This window comes from Finegoldia sp. BIOML-A1, from assembly GCF_009678325.1.
GTDB lineage: Bacteria > Bacillota > Clostridia > Tissierellales > Peptoniphilaceae > Finegoldia > Finegoldia magna.
Map to the genome: position 1 here is coordinate 153,960 of NZ_WKZF01000003.1, position 24,531 is coordinate 178,490.

General features: G+C 32.7%; 22 protein-coding genes. 20 read left to right on the plus strand and 2 right to left on the minus strand.

Going from position 1 to position 24,531, the window contains the following annotated elements; all coding sequences use genetic code 11:
* Positions 1-85: 85 nt before the first annotated feature.
* From GKG00_RS04690 to sufU, 19 genes are all read left to right on the plus strand, one after another.
* Positions 86-1,267, plus strand: coding sequence for an arginine deiminase (locus GKG00_RS04690; RefSeq protein ID WP_110058514.1), 1,182 nt, complete (start codon positions 86-88; stop codon positions 1,265-1,267).
* Between the two features lie 2 nt (positions 1,268-1,269).
* Positions 1,270-2,259, plus strand: coding sequence for an ornithine carbamoyltransferase (argF, locus tag GKG00_RS04695; RefSeq protein WP_094223285.1), 990 nt, complete (start codon positions 1,270-1,272; stop codon positions 2,257-2,259).
* 180 nt (positions 2,260-2,439) lie between these two features.
* Entirely contained in the window at positions 2,440-3,666 is a 1,227-nt protein-coding gene (locus GKG00_RS04700; protein WP_154254492.1) for an O-antigen ligase family protein, read from the plus strand.
* A 98-nt stretch (positions 3,667-3,764) separates the two neighbouring features.
* Positions 3,765-4,598 carry an MBL fold metallo-hydrolase gene (locus GKG00_RS04705; RefSeq protein WP_154254493.1) on the plus strand — a complete coding sequence of 278 codons (834 nt, stop codon included), beginning with the start codon at positions 3,765-3,767 and terminating at the stop codon, positions 4,596-4,598.
* Positions 4,573-5,400, plus strand: a complete 828-nt coding sequence (locus tag GKG00_RS04710) for an ATP-binding protein (RefSeq protein ID WP_154254494.1) — start codon at positions 4,573-4,575, stop codon at positions 5,398-5,400. The genes GKG00_RS04705 and GKG00_RS04710 overlap by 26 nt, the downstream gene beginning before the upstream one ends.
* 22 nt (positions 5,401-5,422) lie before the next feature.
* Positions 5,423-6,616, plus strand: coding sequence for an FprA family A-type flavoprotein (locus GKG00_RS04715; RefSeq protein ID WP_154254496.1), 1,194 nt, complete (start codon positions 5,423-5,425; stop codon positions 6,614-6,616).
* Between the two features lie 181 nt (positions 6,617-6,797).
* Positions 6,798-8,462: a formate--tetrahydrofolate ligase gene (locus tag GKG00_RS04720; protein WP_265334468.1), complete on the plus strand. Its 1,665-nt coding sequence runs from the start codon at positions 6,798-6,800 to the stop codon at positions 8,460-8,462.
* Between the two features lie 158 nt (positions 8,463-8,620).
* Positions 8,621-9,721, plus strand: a complete 1,101-nt coding sequence (gene gcvT, locus GKG00_RS04725; RefSeq protein WP_094205414.1) for a glycine cleavage system aminomethyltransferase GcvT — start codon at positions 8,621-8,623, stop codon at positions 9,719-9,721.
* A gap of 12 nt (positions 9,722-9,733) precedes the next feature.
* Positions 9,734-10,114, plus strand: coding sequence for a glycine cleavage system protein GcvH (gene gcvH, locus GKG00_RS04730; RefSeq protein ID WP_002835405.1), 381 nt, complete (start codon positions 9,734-9,736; stop codon positions 10,112-10,114).
* Positions 10,114-11,460, plus strand: coding sequence for an aminomethyl-transferring glycine dehydrogenase subunit GcvPA (gene gcvPA, locus GKG00_RS04735; RefSeq protein ID WP_094206915.1), 1,347 nt, complete (start codon positions 10,114-10,116; stop codon positions 11,458-11,460). Before gcvH ends, gcvPA begins: the two co-directional genes overlap by 1 nt.
* Before the next feature lies 1 nt (position 11,461).
* Entirely contained in the window at positions 11,462-12,916 is a 1,455-nt protein-coding gene (gene gcvPB, locus GKG00_RS04740) for an aminomethyl-transferring glycine dehydrogenase subunit GcvPB (protein ID WP_154254498.1), read from the plus strand.
* Positions 12,916-14,325: a dihydrolipoyl dehydrogenase gene (gene lpdA / locus GKG00_RS04745; RefSeq protein WP_154254500.1), complete on the plus strand. Its 1,410-nt coding sequence runs from the start codon at positions 12,916-12,918 to the stop codon at positions 14,323-14,325. The genes gcvPB and lpdA overlap by 1 nt, the downstream gene beginning before the upstream one ends.
* A 169-nt stretch (positions 14,326-14,494) precedes the next feature.
* Entirely contained in the window at positions 14,495-15,697 is a 1,203-nt protein-coding gene (locus tag GKG00_RS04750) for a trypsin-like peptidase domain-containing protein (protein WP_154254501.1), read from the plus strand.
* A 202-nt stretch (positions 15,698-15,899) separates the two neighbouring features.
* Entirely contained in the window at positions 15,900-16,175 is a 276-nt protein-coding gene (locus GKG00_RS04755; protein WP_002835400.1) for a hypothetical protein, read from the plus strand.
* A 116-nt stretch (positions 16,176-16,291) separates the two neighbouring features.
* On the plus strand, positions 16,292-17,041 hold the full coding sequence (sufC, locus tag GKG00_RS04760; RefSeq protein WP_002835399.1) for a Fe-S cluster assembly ATPase SufC: 750 nt from the start codon (positions 16,292-16,294) through the stop codon (positions 17,039-17,041).
* Positions 17,041-18,453 carry a Fe-S cluster assembly protein SufB gene (sufB, locus tag GKG00_RS04765; protein WP_154254503.1) on the plus strand — a complete coding sequence of 471 codons (1,413 nt, stop codon included), beginning with the start codon at positions 17,041-17,043 and terminating at the stop codon, positions 18,451-18,453. Before sufC ends, sufB begins: the two co-directional genes overlap by 1 nt.
* Before the next feature lie 9 nt (positions 18,454-18,462).
* Positions 18,463-19,512, plus strand: a complete 1,050-nt coding sequence (locus GKG00_RS04770; protein ID WP_154254504.1) for a SufD family Fe-S cluster assembly protein — start codon at positions 18,463-18,465, stop codon at positions 19,510-19,512.
* On the plus strand, positions 19,502-20,752 hold the full coding sequence (locus GKG00_RS04775) for a SufS family cysteine desulfurase (protein WP_154254505.1): 1,251 nt from the start codon (positions 19,502-19,504) through the stop codon (positions 20,750-20,752). Before GKG00_RS04770 ends, GKG00_RS04775 begins: the two co-directional genes overlap by 11 nt.
* Entirely contained in the window at positions 20,739-21,194 is a 456-nt protein-coding gene (sufU, locus tag GKG00_RS04780) for a Fe-S cluster assembly sulfur transfer protein SufU (protein ID WP_094205424.1), read from the plus strand. The genes GKG00_RS04775 and sufU overlap by 14 nt, the downstream gene beginning before the upstream one ends.
* 120 nt (positions 21,195-21,314) lie before the next feature.
* Here sufU and GKG00_RS04785 read toward each other — a convergent pair whose 3' ends face one another.
* On the minus strand, positions 21,315-21,824 hold the full coding sequence (locus GKG00_RS04785; RefSeq protein WP_094205425.1) for a hypothetical protein: 510 nt from the start codon (positions 21,822-21,824) through the stop codon (positions 21,315-21,317).
* A gap of 80 nt (positions 21,825-21,904) precedes the next feature.
* Complete coding sequence (locus GKG00_RS04790; protein WP_154254506.1) at positions 21,905-23,026, minus strand: FAD:protein FMN transferase; 1,122 nt, start codon at positions 23,024-23,026, stop codon at positions 21,905-21,907.
* Between the two features lie 130 nt (positions 23,027-23,156).
* Here GKG00_RS04790 and glmU point away from each other — a divergent pair, with 130 nt between their 5' ends.
* Entirely contained in the window at positions 23,157-24,521 is a 1,365-nt protein-coding gene (gene glmU, locus GKG00_RS04795; RefSeq protein ID WP_094205427.1) for a bifunctional UDP-N-acetylglucosamine diphosphorylase/glucosamine-1-phosphate N-acetyltransferase GlmU, read from the plus strand.
* Positions 24,522-24,531: the final 10 nt, after the last annotated feature.

Here is a 24,531-nt window from a genome sequence, read left to right on the forward strand (position 1 = left end):
TTAAAAAAATTTCGATATTTTTGTGTTAAATTTTCTCACAAATGTGTTATAATTTTATGTGGAAATCAGTTAAGGAGGCAACATATTGAAACCAAATATTTACTCTGAGATTGATAAGTTAAAATCTGTAATAGTTCACAGACCGGGAGAAGAATTAAACAATTTGACTCCTGATTTTATGGAAGAGTTATTGTTTGACGAACTTCCTTACTTGGAAAATGCTATCAGAGAACATGATTTTTTCTGTGAAACTATGCGTAATGAAGGTATTGAAGTATTATACCTAGAAGATTTGGCTGCAGAATCTATTAAACAAGATGACGTTAGAAAACAATTTATCGAAGATTTCCTAGAAGAATCGGGAAATAAATCCGCAGATGAAATCAATTTACTAAGAGATTTACTTACAAATATTTCAGATGAGAAAGAATTGATACTTAAAACTATGGCAGGAGTTAGATTGGATGAAATCGGTATTAACGACGAAAGCGGAAGACTTTTAGCTGTTAATCCAATGCCTAACTTGTATTTCACAAGAGATCCATTTTCTTTTGTAGGAAATTGTGTAAGTATCAACAGAATGTGGTCAGAAACTAGAAATAGGGAAACGCTTTATGCAAAATATATTTTCACTTATAATTCTAGATTCAACGATATTGAAAAGATTTACGATAGAACAGAAGACACTTCTATCGAAGGCGGAGATATTTTAATTTTGAACAGCGAATGTGTAGCTGTTGGTATTTCTCAAAGAACACAAAAAGAAAGTGTGGACAAATTCGCTAAGAATTTATTAGAAAAATCAGATTTCAAATTTGTTTTGTCTTTCAAAATTCCTAACAAAAGAGAATTTATGCACTTGGACACTGTGTTTACAATGATTGATAAGGGAATTTTTACGGTTCATCCACTAATCGAAGGACCTTTGTATGTTGAAAAGTTGTATCTTGAAGATAATACTTTACAAAGAGAAGTTCAAAAAGGTTCATTAGAAGATATTTTATCAACAAATTTACACGTTGATAATGTCAAAATTATAAGATGTGGTGGAACAAACCCAATCGATCAAATGCGTGAACAATGGAATGACGGTTCAAATACTTTGGCGATTGCACCAAATACTGTTATTGTTTACGACAGAAACAATGTTACAAACAGCTTGCTACAAGAAGCTGATGTAAATATAAGAACTATTAAATCAGGCGAATTATCTAGAGGACGTGGGGGTCCAAGATGTATGAGTATGCCATTTGAAAGGGAGATGTAATTATGTTAAAAGGAAGAGATTTTTTAACTTTAAAAGATTTCACTAAAGAAGAAATCGAACATTTACTAAATGTAAGTGCTGCATTAAAAGAAAAGAAAAGAATGGGTATTGTAGGAGAAACTTTAAAAGGCAAAAACATTGTTTTGTTATTTGAAAAAACTTCTACTAGAACAAGATGTTCATTTGAAACTGCTTGTTATGATGAAGGCGGTAATGTAACATTCTTAGGTATGAATGATAGCCAATTTGGTAAGAAAGAATCTGTAAGAGACTCTGCTTTAGTATTATCAAGATTCTACGATGGTATCGAATTTAGAGGATTTGACCATGCAACTGTAGAAGAATTAGCAAAATATTCTTCAGTTCCAGTTTGGAATGGTTTAACTGATATTTATCATCCAACACAAATCTTAGCAGACTTTTTAACTGTAAAAGAAAACATCCACAAAAATTTAGACCAAGTTAAATTCGTTTATGTTGGTGATGGTAGAAACAACATGGCAAACTCTTTAATGATTGGAGCTGCTAAATTAGGTATGGAATTTGTAAATCTTGCACCAAAAGAATTACATCCATCAAACGAAATGATGAACTCTATCCAAGAAATTGCCAAAGAATCTGGTGCTAAAATCACAGTTACAGATGATTTCAATAGCCTAAAAGGTGCAGATGTAATCTACACTGACGTTTGGGTATCAATGGGTGAAGAAGATCAATTCGAAGAAAGAATCAACTTACTTAAAGATTACCAAGTAGATATGAAGAAAATCGAAATGACTGAAAATCCTAACGTAATCTTCTTACACTGCTTACCATCTTTCCACAACTTAGAAACTAAAGTTGGTCGTGAAATCCACGAAAAATTTGGATTGTCAGAAATGGAAGTAACTGATGAAGTATTCTACAGCAAATATTCAAAAGTATTTGATGAAGCTGAAAACAGAATGCACACTATCAAAGCAGTTATGGTAGAAACAATCGGCAATAAATAAATTTTAGATTTTTGAGAGATAGCTTTTGGTTATCTCTCATTTTTTATTGTAAATATTGCAAAATTCTCAAATTTTTGATAAAATATCTTGTCATCGTCAATAGTTACGATTTGTCAAAAAACGTATATTATAACGGATTTTTGATATTATATAAGTAATGATACGAATGAGAGGTGAAATATGAAAAGTTTTTACAATAGAATATTAGATTACACTACAGATCAAAAATTTATTCTTTTGACTGCTATTGCAATGTTTATGCCGTTTTATATCGGAATTGGCGTTTTGATAGTGGATATGTTTTATTTTGTATATCAAAATAAATTCAAGGAAATTTTTGACAAGACTAATCTGTCTGTGTTTGGATTGATCTTCGCTGTTTATTCGTTAGTAGTGAGCATTGTGTTCAACAATACTTATGGAATACTTGCGACAGTCGGAATGTTTGTGCTTTTCGTATTTGTGCTCTTTATCAGGAAAAATATGACAGAACAATTTATGGAAGACTGTATGATAATTATAATGTTGTTTGCATCGTTTTGTTTTTTGATAACATTGACTCAGTATTCGATAATTTTGAAGAACAATTCATTCAACTACGCTCAATTTATGAAATACATCAGTGAGAATAGAACTACTGTTGGAACATTCTTTTTCAATGCAAATTATTATGCTATGGTTTGTTCTTTGGTTGGGATAATCAGTGCGTATAAATATTTTTCGACAGAATCATTTGAAAGATTCTTTTCTTTTGTGGTTGGGATTTTAAGCGTTTTAACTTTATTAATCACAGATTCAAGAGGAGCGATGTTTGCTAGTTTCATAGCGGTGTTTGCTCTTACAATTATGATGAAAAAAAGAAAATATACTATTGCGATTATTTCTTTATTTGCATTGGGTTTTGTTGGAATTGTTGCCGCTGGAAGAATGGATTTGATTCCAAGAATTGACAAAATTGGTTTTGATATGGGACTTAGAAAATCTATTTGGATTAGTGCTATTGAAGCTTTCAAGAAGAATTTTGTAGTAGGAGTTGGGCCACTAGGAATACACAATATTTACGCTACAATAAGAAATCGTGCAATTGTCCACTCACACAATTTGTATTTGGATATTTTGGTTAATTTTGGATTGATAGGAGCAGGATTGTTGGTTCCAATTATCTGTCAATTGTTCAAAGAAATCAAAAGCCTGTATTCAAAAAAATACACCAAAATGATTATAGCAATGATAATTATGGTTATGATTCACAGTATGGTGGATGTTACAATATTTTGGACACAAACTTCGTTCATATTTTTAACATTTGTGGTAGGAGTTGGTGAATTATCAACCGTTCCAGTTACAGAATTAAGCTTGTTTAAGAATAAGAAATCTTTTAATACAAAAAATATTTACGAAAAATAAAACAAAATTTCAAGATAGTTGGTAAAATTTACCAACTATCTTTTTTACTTTAAAAAAAACTCAATATCAATTATAATAGTAAATAAGGAGGATTTTGAATGAGTTTTAAATTTTGTTCGTTATCTAGCGGTTCAAGTGGAAATAGCGAATATATAGAGACAGAACACTCCAAAATATTAATCGATGCAGGTTTTAGTGGTAAAACTATTGAAAACCTACTTAAATATATAAACGTAGACCCAAGTAAATTAGATGCTATCTTTGTGACTCATGAACACGCAGACCACATTAAAGGAATTGGCGTGTTGAGTAGAAGATACGATTTGCCAATTATCGCAAATACTGAAACTTGGTATGCAATGGATAGCAAGATTGGAAAGATAAATGATAAAAATATTTATATCTTCGAAAATAATAGACATATTAATTTCAAAGATTTGGATATTTTACCGATTAAAACTAGTCACGATAGCGCAAATAGTTGTGGTTATGTGATTAGCAAGGACGACAAGAAAATTTCTTTAGTTACTGATACTGGAATTATCGAAGATAGCGTGTATGAAGAAATTAAAGATTCGAATCTTTTTTTTATTGAAGCAAATCATGATGTTGATATGCTAAAGTACGGGAGTTATCCTCCAGCATTAAAACAAAGAATATTGTCGGATCACGGACATTTGTCCAATGATTCGTGTGCGTACTTATTGGGAGATATTCTAAGAGGAAATCATGAAGTTATTCAATTAGCGCATTTGAGTAAGGAGAATAATACTCCAAGAAAAGCGCTAAGTACTGTTGAAGATTATTTGAGGAGTTTGGGACTTGATGTTGGAGAGGCTGCGATAGTAGAAGTAGCTGAAAGATACAGTCCTAGTAACATAGTAGATTTAGAAAAAATGGAGATATATGCAAAGAACTGTACAAGAAGTTGAAAGAGCAATTATAAAAAAATATAGAAAACACATTTGGTCGAAGTTTATAAAGGCCATAAAACAATATGATTTGATTCAAGATGGAGATAAAATAGCCGTGTGTATGAGTGGTGGCAAGGATAGTTTGCTTCTTGCGAAATTATTTCAAGAACTTCAAAAACATGGAATGAATAATTTTGACCTTGAATTTATAGCGATGAATCCAGGTTATAGCGAAGAAAATACTAGACTTGAAAAAGAAAATTTTGAGAAACTTAACATTCCTTATCACATGTATGATACTGATGTATTTAGTGTTAGCGAGAAGATTTCATCGAACAATCCATGTTATATGTGTGCGAGAATGAGAAGAGGGGCACTTTACTCCAAAGCAAAAGAGCTTGGTTGCAATAAAATGGCGTTGGGACATCATTTTGATGATGTGATTGAAACAATTTTATTGAATGTTTTGTGTTCTGGAAATTATAAAACTATGATGCCAAAGCTTCACTCTAATAACTTTGAAGGGATTGAACTTATCAGACCAATGTATTTAATTAGAGAAGAATCTGTAAAAAGTTGGTTGAATTATTCAGGATTAAAAGCATTAGATTGTGCTTGTTCTGTAACTAAAAAAACAGAAGGATCCATGAGAAAGCAAATCAAACTATTAATTGCAGAACTTTCAGATAGAGGATTTACGAATGTAGAAAATTCGATTTTTAAATCTAGTGAAAATGTTGATATATCAAGAATTCTTGGGTATGAATATAATGGAGAAAAGTATAACTTTTTGGATACTTATGGTGAAAATGATTTATAATCGTTAATTTATAGGAGGAAATATGGGAACAGAACCAATTAAAATCCAAGAAAATTTATATTACTTGGGTGTAAATGACAGACAAACAGAATATTTTGAAAACATGTGGCCATTACCTTATGGAGTAGCTTACAATTCTTACTTACTTACAGGCGAAAAAACTTGCCTGATGGACACTGTAAAAATTAACAAAAGTGATGAATTTGTAGATAATGTTAAGGCGATATTAAAAGATAGAAAATTAGATTATTTGGTAATTCATCACATAGAACCAGATCATTCAGGATCAATTCCACAAATTTTAGACCTTTATCCAGATTTAAAAATCGTAGGAAACAAGAAAACAAGATCAATGTTGAATGATTATTATGAAATTGATTCTGACCATTTTATCGAAGTTGGAGAAGGTGACGAATTAGATTTAGGAGATAGAAAACTTACATTCTATTTAACAGCAATGGTTCACTGGCCAGAATCAATGGTTAGTTACGATGCTGAAAATAAAATTTTATTCTCCCAAGATATTTTCGGTGGATTTGGAACTAATGACGGAGCAATATTTGATGACGAATTAGATTATGATTTAAGAAGAACAGAATTCAGAAGATATTATACAAATATCGTTGGAAAATATTCTCAAATGGCTGTACGTGCTATTAACAAATTATCTTCTTTGGAAATCGAAACAATATGTCCTGTTCATGGTTGTATTTGGAGAAAACAACCTTCAAGAATTGTAGAAGATTACACTAAATGGGCAACTTATGAAGTAAATGAAGGAGTTGTAATAGCTTATGCATCAATGTATGGAAATACAGAATTGATGGCAGACCAATTAGCTAGATATTTAGCAGACGAAGGTGTTAGAAACATCGAAGTATTTGATGTAAGTAAAACTCATGAATCGTATATACTTTCAAATTGCTGGGAAAAGAAATCATTAGTATTAGGATCTTGCACATATAACAACACTGTATATCCAGTAATGAATAATTTATTGAACATTTTGAAAATGCAAAAATTAAAAAATCATGTGGTTTCTGTTTTTGGATCATTCGGATGGAGCGGTGGCGCTGTCAAAAATCTAAAACAATTTGTTGAAGAAGGAAAATTCGAAACAACAGAAACTGTTGTAGAAGCTAAAGGTCGTATGAAAGATGAAGACGATCAAGGTCTAAGACAAATGGCAAAAGAAATTGCAGCGAAAATTAAATAATAAACTTCAGAGCCAATCATTAATTTGATTGGTTCTATTTTTTATTTGAAAAATGTGTTAAATTAATAATAATTATCAAAAAAATTTAAAAAAGCGTTTTTTAGTGTTATTATTGAATAAAGTTGGGTATAAATAGCTTAGTGGTTATTAGGATAATAGCTAATAAATAAATTTGGAGGTAATGATTATGGCTACAGATGTAGAAATTGCTCAAAAAGCGAAATTAGAAAAAATCAGTGTTATCGCTGAAAAAATGGGATTAACAGAAGAAGATTACGAACAATATGGTAGATATAAGGCAAAATTAGATTTAAATCTTTTTGAAAAAAACAAAGACAAAAAAGATGGTAAATTAATTTTGATGACAAGTATTAACCCAACTCCAACAGGAGAAGGTAAAACAACTATGAATGTTGGTTTGGCAATGGGACTTAATAAAATTGGCAAAAATGCTATCTCAGTTTTAAGAGAACCATCTTTAGGACCAAACTTTGGTATGAAAGGTGGAGCAGCTGGTGGTGGATATGCACAAGTAGTTCCAATGGATGAAATCAACATGCACTTCACAGGTGACTTCCACGCAATCACTACTGCAAACAACTTAATTTGCGCAATGATGGATAACCACATTCACCAAGGTAATGCGTTAAACATCGATCCAAAACAAATCTTAATTAAGAGATGTATGGATATGAACGAACGTGAATTAAGAGATATAATCATAGGTGTTGGAACTAAGGGTAACGGAGTTATGCGTCAAGATGGTTTCGAAATAACTGTTGCAAGTGAAATCATGGCTATTTTATGTCTTGCAAAAGATTTGAAAGACTTAAAAGAAAGAGTTGGAAACATTCTTATAGCTTTTGATAAAGAAGGTAAACCAGTTTACGCAAAAGACGTTAAAGCTGATGGTGCTGTAGCATTAATCATGAAAGAAGCTATCAAGCCAAACTTAGTTCAAACATTAGAACATACTCCAGCTATTATTCATGGTGGACCATTCGCTAACATTGCGCACGGATGTAACTCTGTAATAGCTACAAAATTAGGATTGAAGCTTGGAGATTATGTTGTTACGGAAGCAGGTTTCGGTGCTGACTTAGGAGCAGAAAAATTCTTCGACATTAAATGTAGAAATGATTTACACCCTAACATGGTTTGTATCGTAGCTACAATCAAAGCATTAAAACATCACGGGGAAGCTGAAGACTACAAAGTTGAAAATGTAGAAGCTTTGGAAAAAGGATATGCTAACCTTAAACGTCATATCGAAAACATGAAGAAATACAAAGTTCCAGTAGTAGTAGCAATCAACAGATTCGCAAATGATACTGATGCTGAAATTAAGAAATTAACTGAATTAGTTGAAGCAGACGGAACAAGAGCTATTTTCTGTGATGTATGGGCTGAAGGTGGAGAAGGCGCTAAAGAATTAGCAGAATACGTTGTTGAAAATACAAAAGAAGAAAACGAATTTGAATTCTTATATGACCTTGAATTACCAATCAAAGAAAAGATTGAAAAAATTGCAAAAGAAATCTACAGAGCTGATGGCGTTGAATTTAGTGCTAAGGCTAAGAAGAAATTAAAACAAATCAAAGAATTAGGATTAGACAATTATCCAGTATGTATGGCTAAGACTCAATACTCATTCTCTGATAATAAAAAGTTAATCGGAGCTCCAACTGGATTTACAATCACAGTAAGTGATTTCAAAATCTCAAGAGGCGCTGGATTTGTTGTTGCACTATTAGGTTCTGTAATGACAATGCCAGGTTTACCAAAAGTACCTTCAGCAGAAAACTGTGATGTTTTAGATGATGGTACAGTTGTAGGATTATTCTAGAAGAAAATTTAAAGCCTGAATTTGTGTAAATTTATTATGATTTATAAAAATTTTCTATAAATTCAGGCTTATTTATTATCAGAATTAATAAATTTTGTTACAAATACTAATAACTTTTATGGTACAATAGTTATGAAAAGGATTATAAGTAAAAGGAGATGCTTATGAGTACAAAAAAAACTCCTCTATATGAGGAACACAAAAAATTAGGTGGAAAAGTTGTTGACTTCGCTGGTTTTTATTTACCAGTTGATTATGAAGGATTACAACAAGAACACGAAGCAGTAAGAAACAATGTTGGTTTATTTGATGTAAGCCACATGGGTGAATTTACTGTAAAAGGCAAAGACGCTTTAAAATTCATCAACTATGTTTGCACTAATGATTACACTAAATGTGCTGATGGTCAAATCCAATATTCTTTATTATTACATGAAGATGGTGGAATGGTTGATGACTTATTAGTTTACAAAAACAACGATGAAGACTTTTTAATGGTTCCTAACGCAGCCAACACTGAAAAGGACTTCAAACATATCTCTAAATATGTAGATAAGTTCGATGTTGAACTTAAAAACATCAGCGACTCTGTTGCAGAAATCGCTATTCAAGGTCCTAAGGCTGAAGAATTATTACAAAGATTAGTTGAATTTGATCTTTCAAAAATTGAATACTATCATTTTGTAAAAGACATTAAATACAAAGAATATGATGTATTAATTTCTAGAACTGGTTATACTGGTGAAGATGGATTCGAAGTTTATGCAACTGCAGAAGCAATTGTAGACTTATGGAATGAATTATTAGAAAAAGGAAAAGACTTAGGTGTTAAACCATGCGGTCTTGGATGTAGAGATACATTGAGATTCGAAGCAGCAATGCCTCTATATGGAAATGAACTTGCAGATGAAGTATCTCCATTAGAAGTTGGCTTGAAGTTTGCAGTTAAAATGGACAAAGACGACTTCGTTGGTAAAGCTAAAACTCAAGAAAAAGTTGATGCAGGAATCGACAAAAAACTTATTGGTATCGAAATGCAAAGCAAACGTATTGCAAGACAAGGTGCTGAAGTTCAAAAAGATGGTAAAACTATCGGTAAAGTAACTACAGGATACCTTTCACCAACATTTGGCGTATGTTTAGCAAACGCATTTGTAGATAAATCAGCTGTAGCATTAGGTGATGAAGTTGATGTTATAATCAGAAACAAACCAACTAAAGCAACAGTTGTTAAAAGAAAATTTTTGGATAGAAAATAGGGGGAAAAGAAAATGGCAGAAGTAGCAAAAGATTTATTGTACACAAAAGATCATGAATGGATTAAAGTAGACGGAGACGTTTATGAAATTGGTCTTGCAGATTATGCACAAGACAGTTTAGGAGACATCGTATACGTTGAATTACCAGATGTTGATGATGAAATTGATGCAGAAGAATCTGTAGCAAGTGTTGAATCTGTAAAAGCAGCATCAGAAGTTTATACTCCATTTGCTTGTACAATTGTAGAAGCTAATGAAGAATTAGATGATGAACCAGGTAACATCAATAAAGCTCCATACGAAAGCTGGATTGCTAAGGTTAAATTCGAAGACTTCGATGAATCTAAATTAATGACTGCTGATGAATACGAAAAATTCTTAGGAGAATTATAATGTATCCATACATCTCAATTACTGATCAAGAAATTGAGGAAATGCTAAAAACAATTGGCATTTCCTCTACTGATGAACTATATTCAGATATTCCTGAAAATGTTCAATTCAAAGGAGAACTTAACATACCAAAAGCAAAAAGTGAAGTTGAAGTTAGGAGATATTTCGACGAAATTTTTGCTAAGAACACATCTACTGATGATAAGGTTTGTTTCTTAGGTGGTGGAGCTTATGATAGATACGTTCCTTCTGTTATTCCAGCAATGGCAAGCAGAAGTGAATTCTACACTTCATATACACCATACCAACCAGAAATAAGCCAAGGTACTCTTTCCTATATTTTTGAATATCAAACAATGATGGCTAACCTTACTGGTATGCCAATATCAAACGCTTCTTTATACGATGGCGGAACAGCTATCACAGAAGCAGCTTTGATGACTATCCAAAAGTCCAAAAAATCGAAAATTCTATGTGCTGACACTGTTAGCCCTTCAGCAAAAGAAATATTGTTGACTTATTGTCACGATAGAAAAGTTGAAGTAGAATTTATCCCAATGAAAGATTTACTAACAGATATGGACGAATTGGAAAAAATGATGACTGACGAAGTAGGTACAGTTATCGTTCAATCTCCAAACTATTACGGATATATCGAAGATGTTAAAAAATATGAAGAATTAACTCACTCTATCAAGAAAAACTACTTGATAATGTCAGCAGATCCTATGAGTTTAGGTTTGTTGAAGAAACCATCTGAATATAATGTTGACGTTGTTGTAGGTGAAGCTCAACAATTCGGAGTAAACTTACAATATGGTGGACCTTATTTAGGATATATGTGCTTTACTGATGAATTTGTTAGAAAATTCCCTGGCCGTGTTGTAGGACAAACTACTGATGAAGACGGTAAGAGATCATTTGTTTTAACACTTTCGGCAAGAGAACAACACATTAAACGTGATAGAGCAACTTCAAATATCTGTTCAAACCAAGGTGTTAACTTACTTGCAGCAAGTATTTATTTATCACTTTTAGGTAAAGCTGGTATTAAAGAAGTAGCAACTCAATCATTACAAAAAGCTCACTATCTATTTGAAGAATTGAAGAAAATAGACAAAGTTAAAGTTCTTAGTGAAAAACCATTCTTTGATGAATTCACTATCGGTTTTGACAAAGACACTGAAGAAGTTAAGAAAGCATTATTTGATAAAGGATTCTTAGCTGGAATTAGCATTAAAGAAGCTACAGATGGATGTGGCAATGGTTTAATTATTGCTGTAACAGAAAAGAGAACAAAAGAAGAAATGGACAATTTTGTAGCAGCAGTTAAGGAGGTATTATAATATGGCTTATAACAAGTTAATATTTGAATTATCACAACCAGGTAGAACTGGATATAAACTTCCTGAATTAGACGTAGAAGAAAAAGATAACTTAATTCCTGAAGAATTTTTATCAAATGAAGAATTAGATTTACCAGAAGTTAGTGAAGTTGACGTAGTTCGTCACTATACTAATCTTTCAACTCTAAACTTCGGCGTAGATACAGGTATGTATCCATTAGGATCTTGTACAATGAAGTACAACCCTAAAATAAATGAAGAAATCATAGCAAACCCAAAACTTGCTCGTCTTCACCCAAAACAAGATGACTATCAAGTTCAAGGTGCATTGGAAGCGATGTATACTTTACAAAAATCACTATGCGAAATCTCTGCAATGGATTATATGACATTACAACCAGCAGCAGGTGCTCATGGTGAAATCACTGCTATTACAATCTTCAAAAAATATCACGAAGTTAATGGTAATTCTGAAAAGAATGAAATCATAGTTCCAGACTCAGCTCACGGTACTAACCCAGCAACAGCTGCAATGGCAGGATACAAAGTAGTAGAAGTTAAATCAAACGAAAATGGTGTAGTAGACGTTGAAGACTTAAGAAAAGTTGTAAACGAAAAAACAGCTGGTTTGATGTTAACTAACCCTAACACTTTAGGTTTATTTGAAACTAAAATCAAAGAAATTGCTGAAATAGTTCACGAAGCTGGCGGATTACTATACTATGATGGAGCAAATGCTAACGCTATTTTAGGACACGCTAGACCAGGGGACATGGGATTCGATGCAATCCACTTCAATGTTCACAAAACATTCTCTACACCACACGGTGGTGGAGGTCCAGGTGCAGGTCCTGTAGGTGTTAAGAAATTCTTAAGAGATTATTTACCAAAACCAATCGTTGAAAAAGACGGAGATAAATATTTCTTAGATTACAGCATGGAACATTCTATCGGTAGAATGAAAGACTTCCAAGGTCACTTCGGAATTTTAATGAGAGCATTGACTTATATCCTAACTATGGGCAGTGACGGATTGAAGTGTGCATCTACTACAGCAGTATTAAATGCAAACTATCTACAAGCTCAATTAAAAGACGATTACAACTTACCACACGACTTCATCTGTAAACACGAATTCGTATTAGGCGGATTAAAGGATGATTGCGATGGTCAAGTTAAGACATTGGATGTAGCTAAGAGACTGTTAGATATGGGATTCCATCCACCAACAGTATACTTCCCATTAATCGTTCACGAAGCATTAATGGTAGAACCTACTGAAACTGAACCAAAACAAACTCTTGACGAATTCGTAGCTGCAATGAAACAAATTGCACAAGAAGCAAGAGAAAATAAAGATATATTATTAGAAGCTCCTATTACAACTGTTGTTAGAAGACCTGATGAAACAGAAGCTGCTAAGAAGTTAATATTGACTTACAAAAAAGGAGAATAATGACTAAAGATATCATTATTATCGGCGCTGGACCTGGTGGCTATGAAACAGCCATCAGGGCATGCCAGCTCGGTTTAAATGTAACTTTAATCGAAAAAGCTGAAGTAGGTGGTACATGCTTGAATAGAGGATGTATACCTACTAAAACTTTATGGAAAATTGCTGATTTGTACAAAGAAATTAAAGAATCAGAAACTTTTGGAATTGAAGTTAATGACCATAAATTATTAGCCGATAAAATTAAACAAAGGAAAACGGAAATTATCGAAAGACTTAGAAGTGGTGTTGAATACCTTTTCAAAACTTACGATAATTTAACTTTTATTAGAGGAGAAGCTAGCTTTAAAGATAATAAAACAGTTGTTGTGAAGACTTTGGAAGGAGAAACCAAAGAACTTACAGCTGATAAAATTATCATAGCTACTGGATCCAAAGACTATAAGCCAACAAATATTGAAGGTATTGACCATCCTAAAGTTTTGACATCAACTGGACTTTTGGAATTAGAAGAAATTCCAAAATCAATGGTTGTTATTGGAACTGGCGTAATAGGAATGGAATTTGCATCAATCTATTCACAATTTGGAACAGAAGTTACTGTGGTTGGTAACAAACTGTTGAAAACTGAAGATGGCGAGATCCAAAAACGTCTAAAATCTATTCTAAAAAGCGATACTTTGAAGTTTGTTACTGGAGTATATGCTAAGAAAATAGTTGAAGAAGACGGAAGACTTAAAATCATTAGTCAAAAAGTTGGCAAAGATAAATTCCAAGAAACTTTTGCAGATTACGTTCTTGTAGCAAGTGGAAGAAGCAGCAATATAGATAATCTAGGAATTGAAAACACAGATATTAAAACTGAAAAGAATGCTATAATTGTCGATGAAAACTTACAAACTAATGTTGAAGGAATATATTCCATAGGTGATTGTGTGTATAAGAACACTCAATTAGCACACGTTGCAAGTAATCAAGGTAAAAACCTTGTAAGAGAATTTTCAGGTAAGGAAAAAAACATCAACATGGATATAGTTCCAGCTGTTGTGTTTACAGTTCCTGAAATTGCTTCTGTAGGTTTAACTGAAGAAAAAGCAAAAGAACAAAACATAGATTATGTAACAAGCAAATTCATGTATCAAGCTAACGGTAAGGCATTGAGTTTGAATGCTACAGAAGGCTTTGTAAAGATAGTTGCTACAAAAGACTTATCTAAGATTTTAGGTTGCCACATAATTGGTCACGATGCATCAACACTAATTCACTTCGCAGCAATTGCTATGAATAATAACGTTGGAGTTGAAGGTTTATCAGCAATGATTTACGCTCACCCAACTATTAGTGAAGTGTTTATGGATTCTGTTGAACAATTAGAAGGTTTATCTATCAATACGCCGAACCCTAACAAATAAATTGAATCCTCGTATTTAATTTCCGAGAGAAATTAATACGGGGATTTTTTTAATGGTTACAGAAAGTCAAATATAAAGTTTGATTTTTCGTAAACTTTTACGCTGTTTTACTCACAGTTAAAACACATTTGCTTGATAAAGTATAAGTATCAAATATGGAGGTGTAGATATGGACAGAGACCCATACTCTGAATACAACGATTACATTAAAAAAAGAAGGGACGGCTTGAGCGAAAGAAAAGTCGAAAATATGATAAAAGAAGAAATAGCTAAGAATAAACCTAAAATCGGTTGGTTAAAAGCTCTCACAATATTTTTACTAATATATTCTTTGGTTATGAGCTATTTCGTAGCAAAAAATATGACTGGTATTACTGAGACTATTAACAAAAATGGTCAAGTTGAAAGTAGTACTATTTCTATAAAAAACAATAGTGTGTCTACCGAAAATGCCGTAGCGAAGAAATCTTTGGATTCTGTAGTTGGTATAACAACTGTAGGTGTTCAAGAAAATATGTTTTTCCAAGGCAGAGTTGTAGAAGGTGTTGGAAGCGGTGTTGTTGTTAGCAAAGATGGATATATTTTAACTAACGCACATGTTGTACAAGACGGTAAAGCAGAAAAAATCGAAGTCTTGCTTACAAATGGCAAGAAATCATCTGCAAAATTATTGTGGTATGACACAACTTTGGACCTTGCAGTAATAAAGACTGACTTAACAGGGTTAAAACCAGTTGAAATGGGAGATAGCGACAAGGTTCAAATTGGAGACAAGGCGATTGCTATTGGTAATCCGTTGGGATTGGATTTGCAATCAACATTGACTAGTGGATATATTTCAGGAAAAGATAGAACAATCACTTTGCAAAATGGCCTACAAATGGATGGTTTGATGCAAACAGACGCTGCTATAAACTCAGGAAATAGTGGTGGTGGACTTTTCGACCAAGAAGGAAAACTAATTGGTATAAACACTGCAAAAGCTTCAGCAGAAGGAATCGGATTTACTATTCCTATTAACGTAGCCAAAACTATAGTAGACAATATAGTTTCTGGGGGCTCTTTTGAAGGAGTTAAGTTGGGAATTAGTGGAGTTGATGTAAAAACATTTCAACAAGCTACTGGTCAAAAATTATCTATAGACAAGGGAATTTATGTAGTGGAAGTTGTCAGAGAATCTTCTGCACAAAAAGCTGGAGTAACTAGAGGAGATATAATTACAAAAGTTAACGGTAAAGAAATCAATACGATGAGTTCTTTGAAGAAGGCATTGCTTGAAGTTAGACCACAACAAAAAGGCAAGATAACTGTCTATAGAGATGGCAATACGAAAGATTTGGATATTGAGTTTAGTACTTTACAACAAAAATAAGGTATCACGTTTTTTCCTTCCTTAATTTGCGTGAGATTTGAAATATATAAATTTGAAAGCGATAGTGAGAACTATCGCTTTTAAATTAGCAAAAACAAATAAATTCTTAAAAAACGCCTAAAAAATCTAAATTTTTCGCTGTAGCTATTTACACAATGAATTAATTAGTATAAAATATGGGAGTGTTGAGGAGGAGAAAGATTTGAAGCAAATTTATTCTGTAAAAATGATTTTGAAATACAAGACAGATGTGTCTATATATGAAGAAGATATTGTTCTTATAGAAATGGAAAGCATTGATGAATTAAAAGACAAATGTTTGGAATATGTAGATTTAATTCAAGAGGATTTGAACGATCATGAATTCGTAGAATTACATGAGATTGTGAATTGGAATTTAGCAAGCGAAAAGTTCGATAGTTCTATGAATTTCAAGGAAGTTTATTCGGAATTTATAGACGAAGACGAAATTGCGTAGTAAAATAGTAGGTTTTTGTTTGAAGGCTTAACTATTTTGCTTTTTTCGTGTATAATATAGTAGGACATAAGGATCTCTTATATATATATTTATTACATAACTGTAAGGAGGTTATTATGTCAAAAAATTTATTAACTATTAAAGACTTATCCGCAAGGGTAGGAGATAAAGAAATATTAAAAAACATAAATTTAAATATAAACTATGGTGAAGTTCACGTTATTATGGGACCAAATGGTTCTGGTAAATCAACTTTAGCCAATGTTATTTTGAACAATCCACAATATGAAACTACTTCAGGTGATATTTTACTTGATGGTGAAAGTATTATGGATTTATCAACAGATAAAAGAGCCAAAAAAGGTATTTTTATGTCTTTCCAAAATCCAATGGAAGTTTCAGGCATTAGTGTAGAAAACTTCATCAGATCTGCCAAAATAGCAAAAACTGATGAAAATATAGGATTCTTAGAATTCAGAGAAGAACTGGAAGATAATATGGATATACTTGAGTTTGATCATGGATATTCTTCCAGATATTTGAATGTCGGTTTTTCCGGTGGTGAAAAAAAGAAGAACGAAATTCTACAAATGTTAATGCTACAACCAAAACTAGCAATCCTTGATGAAACAGATTCTGGTCTTGATGTTGATGCTGTTAGAACTGTATCAAAAGGTGTAAAGGAATTCTTACATGACAATAATTCAGTTATTGTAATCACACATCACAAGGAAATCTTAAAAGAAATTAAGCCAGATTTCGTTCATGTAATCATGGATGGCACTATTGTAAAAGAAGGTTCTAGCGAACTTTTAGATCAAATTGAAGAAAAAGGATTCAATTGGATTAGAGAAGAGGTGAAATAATGGCACCTAAAAAGAAGACTCAAGTCGATGAAATGGATAGAGGTATCTATGACATCAAGAATAAATTTACTTTTAGAAGAAAAACTGAAGAGGGCTTGACTCCTGAAATTGTAAGACAGATTTCAGAAGAAAAAAATGAACCTCAATGGATGCTCGAAAAAAGATTGGAAGCTCTTGAAATATTTTACAATTCAGAAGATCCTGAATGGGGGCCGGATTTGAGTGTCGTTGATATGAATAAGGTCACAACATACATTAGACCTGATGCAGACAGATCAAGCGACTGGAACGAAGTTCCTGATGAAATCAGAGATACTTTTGATAAGTTAGGTATCCAAGAAGCTGAAAAAGAAATGATGCTTAGCGGTGTTGGTGCACAATACGATAGTGAGGTTGTGTATCACAACATTCAACAATCTTTGGTAGACCAAGGGGTTATTTATACAGATTTTGATACGGCTCTTAGAGAACATGAAGATATTGTTAAACAATATTTTGCAAAATCAATCACACCAAGATTACACAAATACGCAGCACTTCACTATGCAGTGTGGTCAGGTGGATCATTTGTTTATGTTCCAAAAGGAGTAGATGTTAAAATCCCACTTCAAAGTTATTTTAGATTGAATGCTCCAGGAGCAGGTCAATTCGAACATACAATGATTATCGTAGAAGATGACAGTTATTGTCACTTCATTGAAGGTTGCTCAGCTCCAAAATATAACGCACTAAATGTACACGCTGGTGCAGTTGAAATCTTTGTTGGAGAAAATGCTACTCTTAGATTTTCAACAATCGAAAACTGGTCACGAAATATGTACAACTTAAACTCAAAAAGAGCAATCATTCAAAAAAATGGTAAGGTTGAATGGGTTTCTGGTTCATTTGGATCAGCGGTATCTATGCTTTACCCATCAAGTGTCTTAAAGGGAGAAGGTGCAAGCAGTGAGTACACTGGTATTTCATTTGCAGGACGTGACCAAAACTTAGACACAGGTGCTGTTATGATTCACGCAGCCCCTCACACAACAAGCTATGTAAACAGTAAGTCTATCTCTAAATCAGGTGGAATCAGTGTTTACAGAGGTTTAGTAGATATAAAAGAAAATGCTTACGATTCAAAATCATCAGTAAGTTGTGAATCGTTAATGTTAGATAATGAAAGTAGATCAGATACAATTCCAGTTGTTAAAATAGGAAATAAACATGTCGATTTGGGACATGAAGCATCTATCGGTAGAATAGATGATCAAGTTATTTTCTATTTGATGACAAGAGGTATTCCAGAAGAAGAAGCAAAATCAATGGTAGTTCGTGGATTTGCGGAACCAATAGCTAAGGAATTACCTATGGAATATGCGGTTGAGATGAATAATTTAATTAATCTTGAATTAGAAGGAAGCATAGGATAGGAGTTGTATATGGAACAAATTAAAGGCAATAAACTGGGATTTAAAACTTTCAAATATTTGAAGGTTAACGATACAGAAATCAATCTTCCAGATATAGATATAAAAGAATACAGAATAGACTCTGATCCAGTAGAATCATTAGACAACAAAGATTTTGGCGTGTGTCAAGAAGCTTTGAATATGAACGAAAAATCAGGTAATCTATTCAAAAAATATAAGACAGAAGAAAATCAAGTAAAAGATTTCGGAATTATCGATTTGGTAACTGACAGAGAATATGATATTTTGTTGGATACTCACAAAATTGTAGCCGAAAAGAACTCAAGCTTAAGAGTTGTACTTGATTACAGAGACAATGACGACAATAAGAAATTCAGAAGTTCAGTAATAGAAATCAATGCCAAAGAAAACAGCAATGTGGAAGTTTTTGTTATTCAAACAGAAAAAAACACCACAGCATTGGAATCAGTAATATTAAACTTAGATGAAGAAAGTAACGTCATCCTAAGCCAATACGAATTAGGAAGCAAGGACAATTATGTCAATACTAAAGCTAATTTGAATGGCAAACATTCTAACTTGGATATCAACAGTATTTACTTCACACATGGAGATAATTCATTGAATATGCTTTATGAAATCAATCATTTCGGCAAAGAATCCAAATCTTCATGTATAGTAAATGGTGCACTAAAAGAATCATCTTATAAAAACTTCAAGTCAACTCTTGATTTCAAAAAAGGATCCATGGGTTCCACAGGAACTGAAGAAGAATACGCAGTATTGTTATCAGATGATGCAAAAAGCTTGTCAGTTCCAATACTTTTAGCAGGAGAAGACGATGTAATAGGAAATCACGCAGCAAGTGCAGGTAAGATAGATGCTGATATGCTATTTTATATAATGAACCGTGCTATATCCAGAGATGTAGCTGAAAGTATGATAGTTGAATCCAAATTTAGCGAATCATTAAGCAGATTAGATGACGAAAACTTGGAAAACAAACTACTTTCATTCATCAGAGAAAAAATGGCAAAGAGGGAATTGGATGTTAGATAAAAAACAAGTAGAAGATATAAGAAAGGACTTTTTGTATTTGGATAAAGAATACAAAAATCCGATAGTTTATTTGGACAATGCAGCTACCAGCCAAAAACCGATTCAAGTCATAGATAGCGTAAGTGAATTTTACAAATACGAAAATGCAAATCCTCACAGAGGAGCACACACATTGAGCGTTTTATCTACAGATGTTTACGAATCTGGAAGAGAAAAAATCGCCAAATTCATCAACGCAGCAGATTCTTCAGAAGTAGTGTTCACAAGAAACACCACAGAATCTTTGAATTTATTAGCTTATTCGTACGGCTATGAATATTTAAAAGAAGACGATGAAATAGTCATATCAATAATGGAACACCACAGTAATTTAGTAACTTGGCAAGAAGTGTGCAAGAAAACTAAGGCTAAACTAAAATACTTGTATGTTGACAAAGAAAATATGCAATTGGATTTTGAAGAATTCAAGAAAACAATCACTGAGAAGACGAAAATTTTCTCAATAACACAAGCATCAAACGTAGTGGGAACTATGCCTGAAGTTGAAAAAATGATAAAATACGTCAAATCAGTTAACAAAGATTGTATATGCATCGTGGATTCTGCACAATATATTCCACATAATAAAGTTGACGTACAACAATTAGGTTGTGATTTCTTAGTATTTTCAGGTCACAAAATGCTTAGCATAATGGGAGTCGGAATACTTTATGGAAAGAAAGAATTATTGAACAACTTAAAGCCGTTCTTGTACGGTGGAGATATGATTGAATATGTGTTTGAAGATAAATCATCGTACTTGGATGCTCCAGGAAGGTTTGAAGCAGGAACACAAGATGTAGGATCTGTAAAATCATTAATAGCAGCGATAGATTACATCGAAAAAATCGGAATAGAAAATATTAGAGATTATGAAAAAGCATTAATGGATTATGCTTATGACAAAATCAAACAAAAATCCGACATTATCGATGTCTACACAACAAGTGACACTCACAGATCTCCAGTTTTAGATTTTAACTTCAAAGAAGCTCATCCACATGATGTTGCAAGTATTATGGATAGTTACGGAATTGCAATTAGAAGTGGACACCATTGTGCACAACCACTTCACAGATATTTGAAGACAAATTTCTCATGCAGAGCAAGCTTTGCATTCTATAATACATTTGAAGAAGTTGACTTTTTCATTGAACATCTTGAAGACGTAAGGAGATTGATGAGAATTGGAACTAGGTAGTTTATATACAGAATTAATATTGGAAAAAAGCAGGGATAAATCAAACAGACGTGAATTGGAACATCCAACTCATTGTGAGTTGGGACACAATCCAAGCTGTGGAGATGAAATCACATTGCAATTAAAAGTTCAAGATGATACAATTGAAGACATTGCATACACTGGAATGGGATGTGCTATATCACAAGCATCCACATCCATAATGTGCGATGTAATCAAAGGAAAATCAGTAAGTGATGCAATAGACTTGTGCAATAAATTCATATCCATGATAAAAGGAGAAATCACTGATAGGAAAGAACTAAAAGTTCTGAAAGATGCAGTGTGCTTCCAAAGCATATCCACATTGCCAGCAAGAGTAAAATGTGCCGTTCTTTCATGGTACACATTAAAAGATATGCTTGAAAACGACAAATCAGAAGGTTCATTTATTCCTGATTAATAGACAATAAAATAGATAATAAATTTTTAACTGGTGAAACGTGTATTTCATCAGTTTTTTTATTAAACAAAAAAAGAGATAACTCACAACGAGTTATCTCTTAATTTAATTAATCAATTATTAGAAAGCTTTGAATCTTTCTACTTTATCCTTGTCGATTCCATGTTTTTCATTATAAGTCATTTTTGTTGTACTAATCATGAATGGAACGCCATCGATTTTACGAGCTTCTAAGAAGTTTACAACTTTTGTGTAATCTCCTGAATTTTTTCCACCTTTTTTCATTATTTTCATAATTGAGTATGGGTGTTCTGGTTCTTTGATTGTGATTAGTGAAGAATTTGGTTTATCGAATGCTTTTTGAACGATATCTTCGAATTCTTCTGTGTCGATACCAGGAATTAAATAGTATTCAGCATCTTCGTCCATGCTTTCTAATCCTTTAACTTGAATTGATTTGAATTGTTTCTTAGCAATGCCCATCATAATAGCTAATAATTGTCTGATTCCTGTTGATCTATGTCCTGAAATAATAATATTTTCGTGGTTTTCAATTGCTTTTTCGATGAATTCTGCTTGTTGTTCATCTAAAAACTCTGAATCCACAAATCTTTTTATCATTGGGTGCATAAAAATCCTCCTTATGTTTGATTTAATAACAATAATATTCTATCACATATTCAATAAAATATCATACTATTTTATTGATTCTATTGTTCTAGTTCCATAATGTCTTTTAAGCCGTCAGTGTATTTGATGTCGTTGTTTTCTAATACCCAAAATGCTTCAACTCCATCGATAGAGTCCACCAATTTTCTACCTTCTTCGTAATTCATAACGAAAACTGTTGTAGATAGAAAATCTGCAAGTCCAGAATCTTTTGTGACGATTGTTACTGATCTAAAATGATCTGCTGGATTTAGTGTATCTGGATCAATTATGTGATGGTATTTTTTGTTGTTGTAAACGTAAAATCTTTGATAATCACCACTTGTAACCATAGATGTTGTTTCCGGTATTTTCAAGATTGCGACGTATTGTTTGTCTGGCTCTTCATTCAAATTAGGATTTTGGATTGCAACTACCCAGCTGTCTTTTCCTTTTATAATTGGTTTTCCAATTGTTCTGACGTTTCCACCTGCTGAAATAATTCCCGATTTTAGTCCACGTTTTTCTACTTCTTGGGCTATTTTTTCTGTGGCGTATCCTTTTGCAGTGGCACCCAAATCTAGTCTTGAATCTTTATCTTTCAAGAAAACTGTGCTATTTTGTTCATCCAAAACGATGTTGTCGATACTTGTGTGAAGATTTTTTTCTTTCAAAACATCTGCTGAAGGAATTTCTATTTTTTTCTTTTCAAGAGCATTGTCTCGGTACTGTTTCCACAAATCAGTTACAGAACCAAATGCGATGTTTGTTTTCTTATTGTATTTGGAATAATCTTCTACTGACAATTTGATTAAATCAAACAAATCCTTGTCGACTTTTACAGGTTTAACTCCTGCGTTATCGTTGATTGTCTTTGCATTATCCACGCCATCGAAATTTTCGTAAGTGCTGTATAGTTTGTGAAGTCTATCAAATTCATCGTTGATAAACTTGGAATACTCATTGAATTCTTTTTCAGATTTTGTATACAAACTATATCTTATTACTGTGTCAAATTTGTCATAAAGTGTGGCTTCGTGTTTCTCAAAATCTTTAGATGAAGATTCAGCATTTTCTTTTACTTGCGGTGCTGGATCTTTTGGAACTGGTTTATTTCCACCTTTTTCTTGAGAACAGCCAACTAACATTGTTAATGTTAAAAATACTAATATACATTTTTTCATATAATCACCACATACATTATATCAAATTTTGGAAAATAATTTGACATCTTTGACTTATTTTAACATTATATGCTTCAAAAATTCCTGTTTTATAGTATAATGGTAGTGATAATTTTTTAGGAGATGAATAATGAAGAAAGCTATTATACTTTCTGCCGGAGAAGGCACTAGAATGAAATCTCACAACTCAAAAGTTTTACACAAACTTTTGAACAAGACTATGATTGATTATGTCATGGATGCTTGTGATTTTGTGGATCAGAAAATAGTAGTCGGCGGAAATAATTACGATATTTTAAGAGAAAACTTAGATGAAAGTATTCATCTAGTAAAACAAAATATAGGAGAACAATATCCATATGGAACAGGGTATGCCGTAAAATTATGTTTAGATGAAATAAATGACGGCGATAAAGTTATTATTTTAACGGGAGATACTCCATTAATAAAGCAAGAAACGTTGAAGAAGTTTTTTGATTTCCATGAACAACAAAATTCCGTTGCAACAGTTCTTACAAGTGAAATCGACGATCCATTTGGATATGGAAGAATTGTAAAGGACGAAAAGGGTAATTTGCTCAAAATCGTTGAGCAAAAAGACTGCAACGATGAGCAATTATTAATAAAAGAATTCAACAGCGGCATGATGATTGTGAATGGCGATGTGTTGAAGATGTCGATTGAAAAAATCGGTACAGATAATTCAAAAGGCGAGATGTATTTGACAGATATTTTCGAAATCATCAGAAATGACGGCAAAATTATCAAAACTTTTAAACATTCTGATGTAAACGAAACTTATGGAATAAATACAAAAGCCCAATTGTATTTCTGTGAAGAAATTTTAAAACAAAGAGTTAATGAAAAATACATGGAAGAAGGCGTTGTTATTTCTAATTCGGATTCTGTAATCATAGAACCATCTGTAAAAATCGGAAGGGACACTGTGATTATTGGACCTTGCAGGATTTACGGAAACACAGAAATAGGCAGTGATTGTTTGATTAAGGGCGATTGCGAAATCGTGGATTCTAAAATCGATGACAACGTGGTTATTAAATCATCATACATCGAAAATTCTGTCGTAGGAAAAAATACGGACATCGGACCTTTTGCTCATTTGAGACCAAACAGCGTTTTGAAAGAAAATGTTCATATTGGAAACTTTGTTGAAATCAAAAACTCAACTGTTGGCAATAAAACAAAAGCAGGTCACTTGGCTTATGTTGGAGATAGTGATTTGAAGGAAAATATCAACATCGGTTGTGGAGTAATTTTCGTAAATTACGACGGCAAGAACAAGCACAGATCTGTGGTTGAAGACAATGTGTTTGTCGGTTCTAATTCAAATGTGATTGCTCCTGTGACTTTGAAAAAGGACAGCTTCATTGCTTGTGGTACTACAATTACTGAGGATGTTGAAGAAGGTGCACTTTCAATTGGAAGAAGCCGCCAAGAAAACAAAAAAGATTGGGTTTATAATAAAAAAAGATAGAAATGGAATG

Coding starts and splice junctions, on each gene's coding strand:
- sufC (WP_002835399.1), top strand. CDS start 16,292: ATGTCAAAAAATTTATTAACTATTAAAGACTTATCCGCAAGGGTAGGA.
- gcvT (WP_094205414.1), top strand. CDS start 8,621: ATGCTTATGAGTACAAAAAAAACTCCTCTATATGAGGAACACAAAAAA.
- GKG00_RS04770 (WP_154254504.1), top strand. CDS start 18,463: ATGGAACAAATTAAAGGCAATAAACTGGGATTTAAAACTTTCAAATAT.
- sufB (WP_154254503.1), top strand. CDS start 17,041: ATGGCACCTAAAAAGAAGACTCAAGTCGATGAAATGGATAGAGGTATC.
- gcvPA (WP_094206915.1), top strand. CDS start 10,114: ATGTATCCATACATCTCAATTACTGATCAAGAAATTGAGGAAATGCTA.
- GKG00_RS04700 (WP_154254492.1), top strand. CDS start 2,440: ATGAAAAGTTTTTACAATAGAATATTAGATTACACTACAGATCAAAAA.
- GKG00_RS04790 (WP_154254506.1), bottom strand. CDS start 23,026: ATGAAAAAATGTATATTAGTATTTTTAACATTAACAATGTTAGTTGGC.
- glmU (WP_094205427.1), top strand. CDS start 23,157: ATGAAGAAAGCTATTATACTTTCTGCCGGAGAAGGCACTAGAATGAAA.
- GKG00_RS04775 (WP_154254505.1), top strand. CDS start 19,502: ATGTTAGATAAAAAACAAGTAGAAGATATAAGAAAGGACTTTTTGTAT.
- GKG00_RS04710 (WP_154254494.1), top strand. CDS start 4,573: ATGCAAAGAACTGTACAAGAAGTTGAAAGAGCAATTATAAAAAAATAT.
- lpdA (WP_154254500.1), top strand. CDS start 12,916: ATGACTAAAGATATCATTATTATCGGCGCTGGACCTGGTGGCTATGAA.
- GKG00_RS04750 (WP_154254501.1), top strand. CDS start 14,495: ATGGACAGAGACCCATACTCTGAATACAACGATTACATTAAAAAAAGA.
- argF (WP_094223285.1), top strand. CDS start 1,270: ATGTTAAAAGGAAGAGATTTTTTAACTTTAAAAGATTTCACTAAAGAA.
- gcvH (WP_002835405.1), top strand. CDS start 9,734: ATGGCAGAAGTAGCAAAAGATTTATTGTACACAAAAGATCATGAATGG.
- GKG00_RS04785 (WP_094205425.1), bottom strand. CDS start 21,824: ATGCACCCAATGATAAAAAGATTTGTGGATTCAGAGTTTTTAGATGAA.
- GKG00_RS04715 (WP_154254496.1), top strand. CDS start 5,423: ATGGGAACAGAACCAATTAAAATCCAAGAAAATTTATATTACTTGGGT.
- GKG00_RS04705 (WP_154254493.1), top strand. CDS start 3,765: ATGAGTTTTAAATTTTGTTCGTTATCTAGCGGTTCAAGTGGAAATAGC.
- gcvPB (WP_154254498.1), top strand. CDS start 11,462: ATGGCTTATAACAAGTTAATATTTGAATTATCACAACCAGGTAGAACT.
- GKG00_RS04720 (WP_265334468.1), top strand. CDS start 6,798: ATGATTATGGCTACAGATGTAGAAATTGCTCAAAAAGCGAAATTAGAA.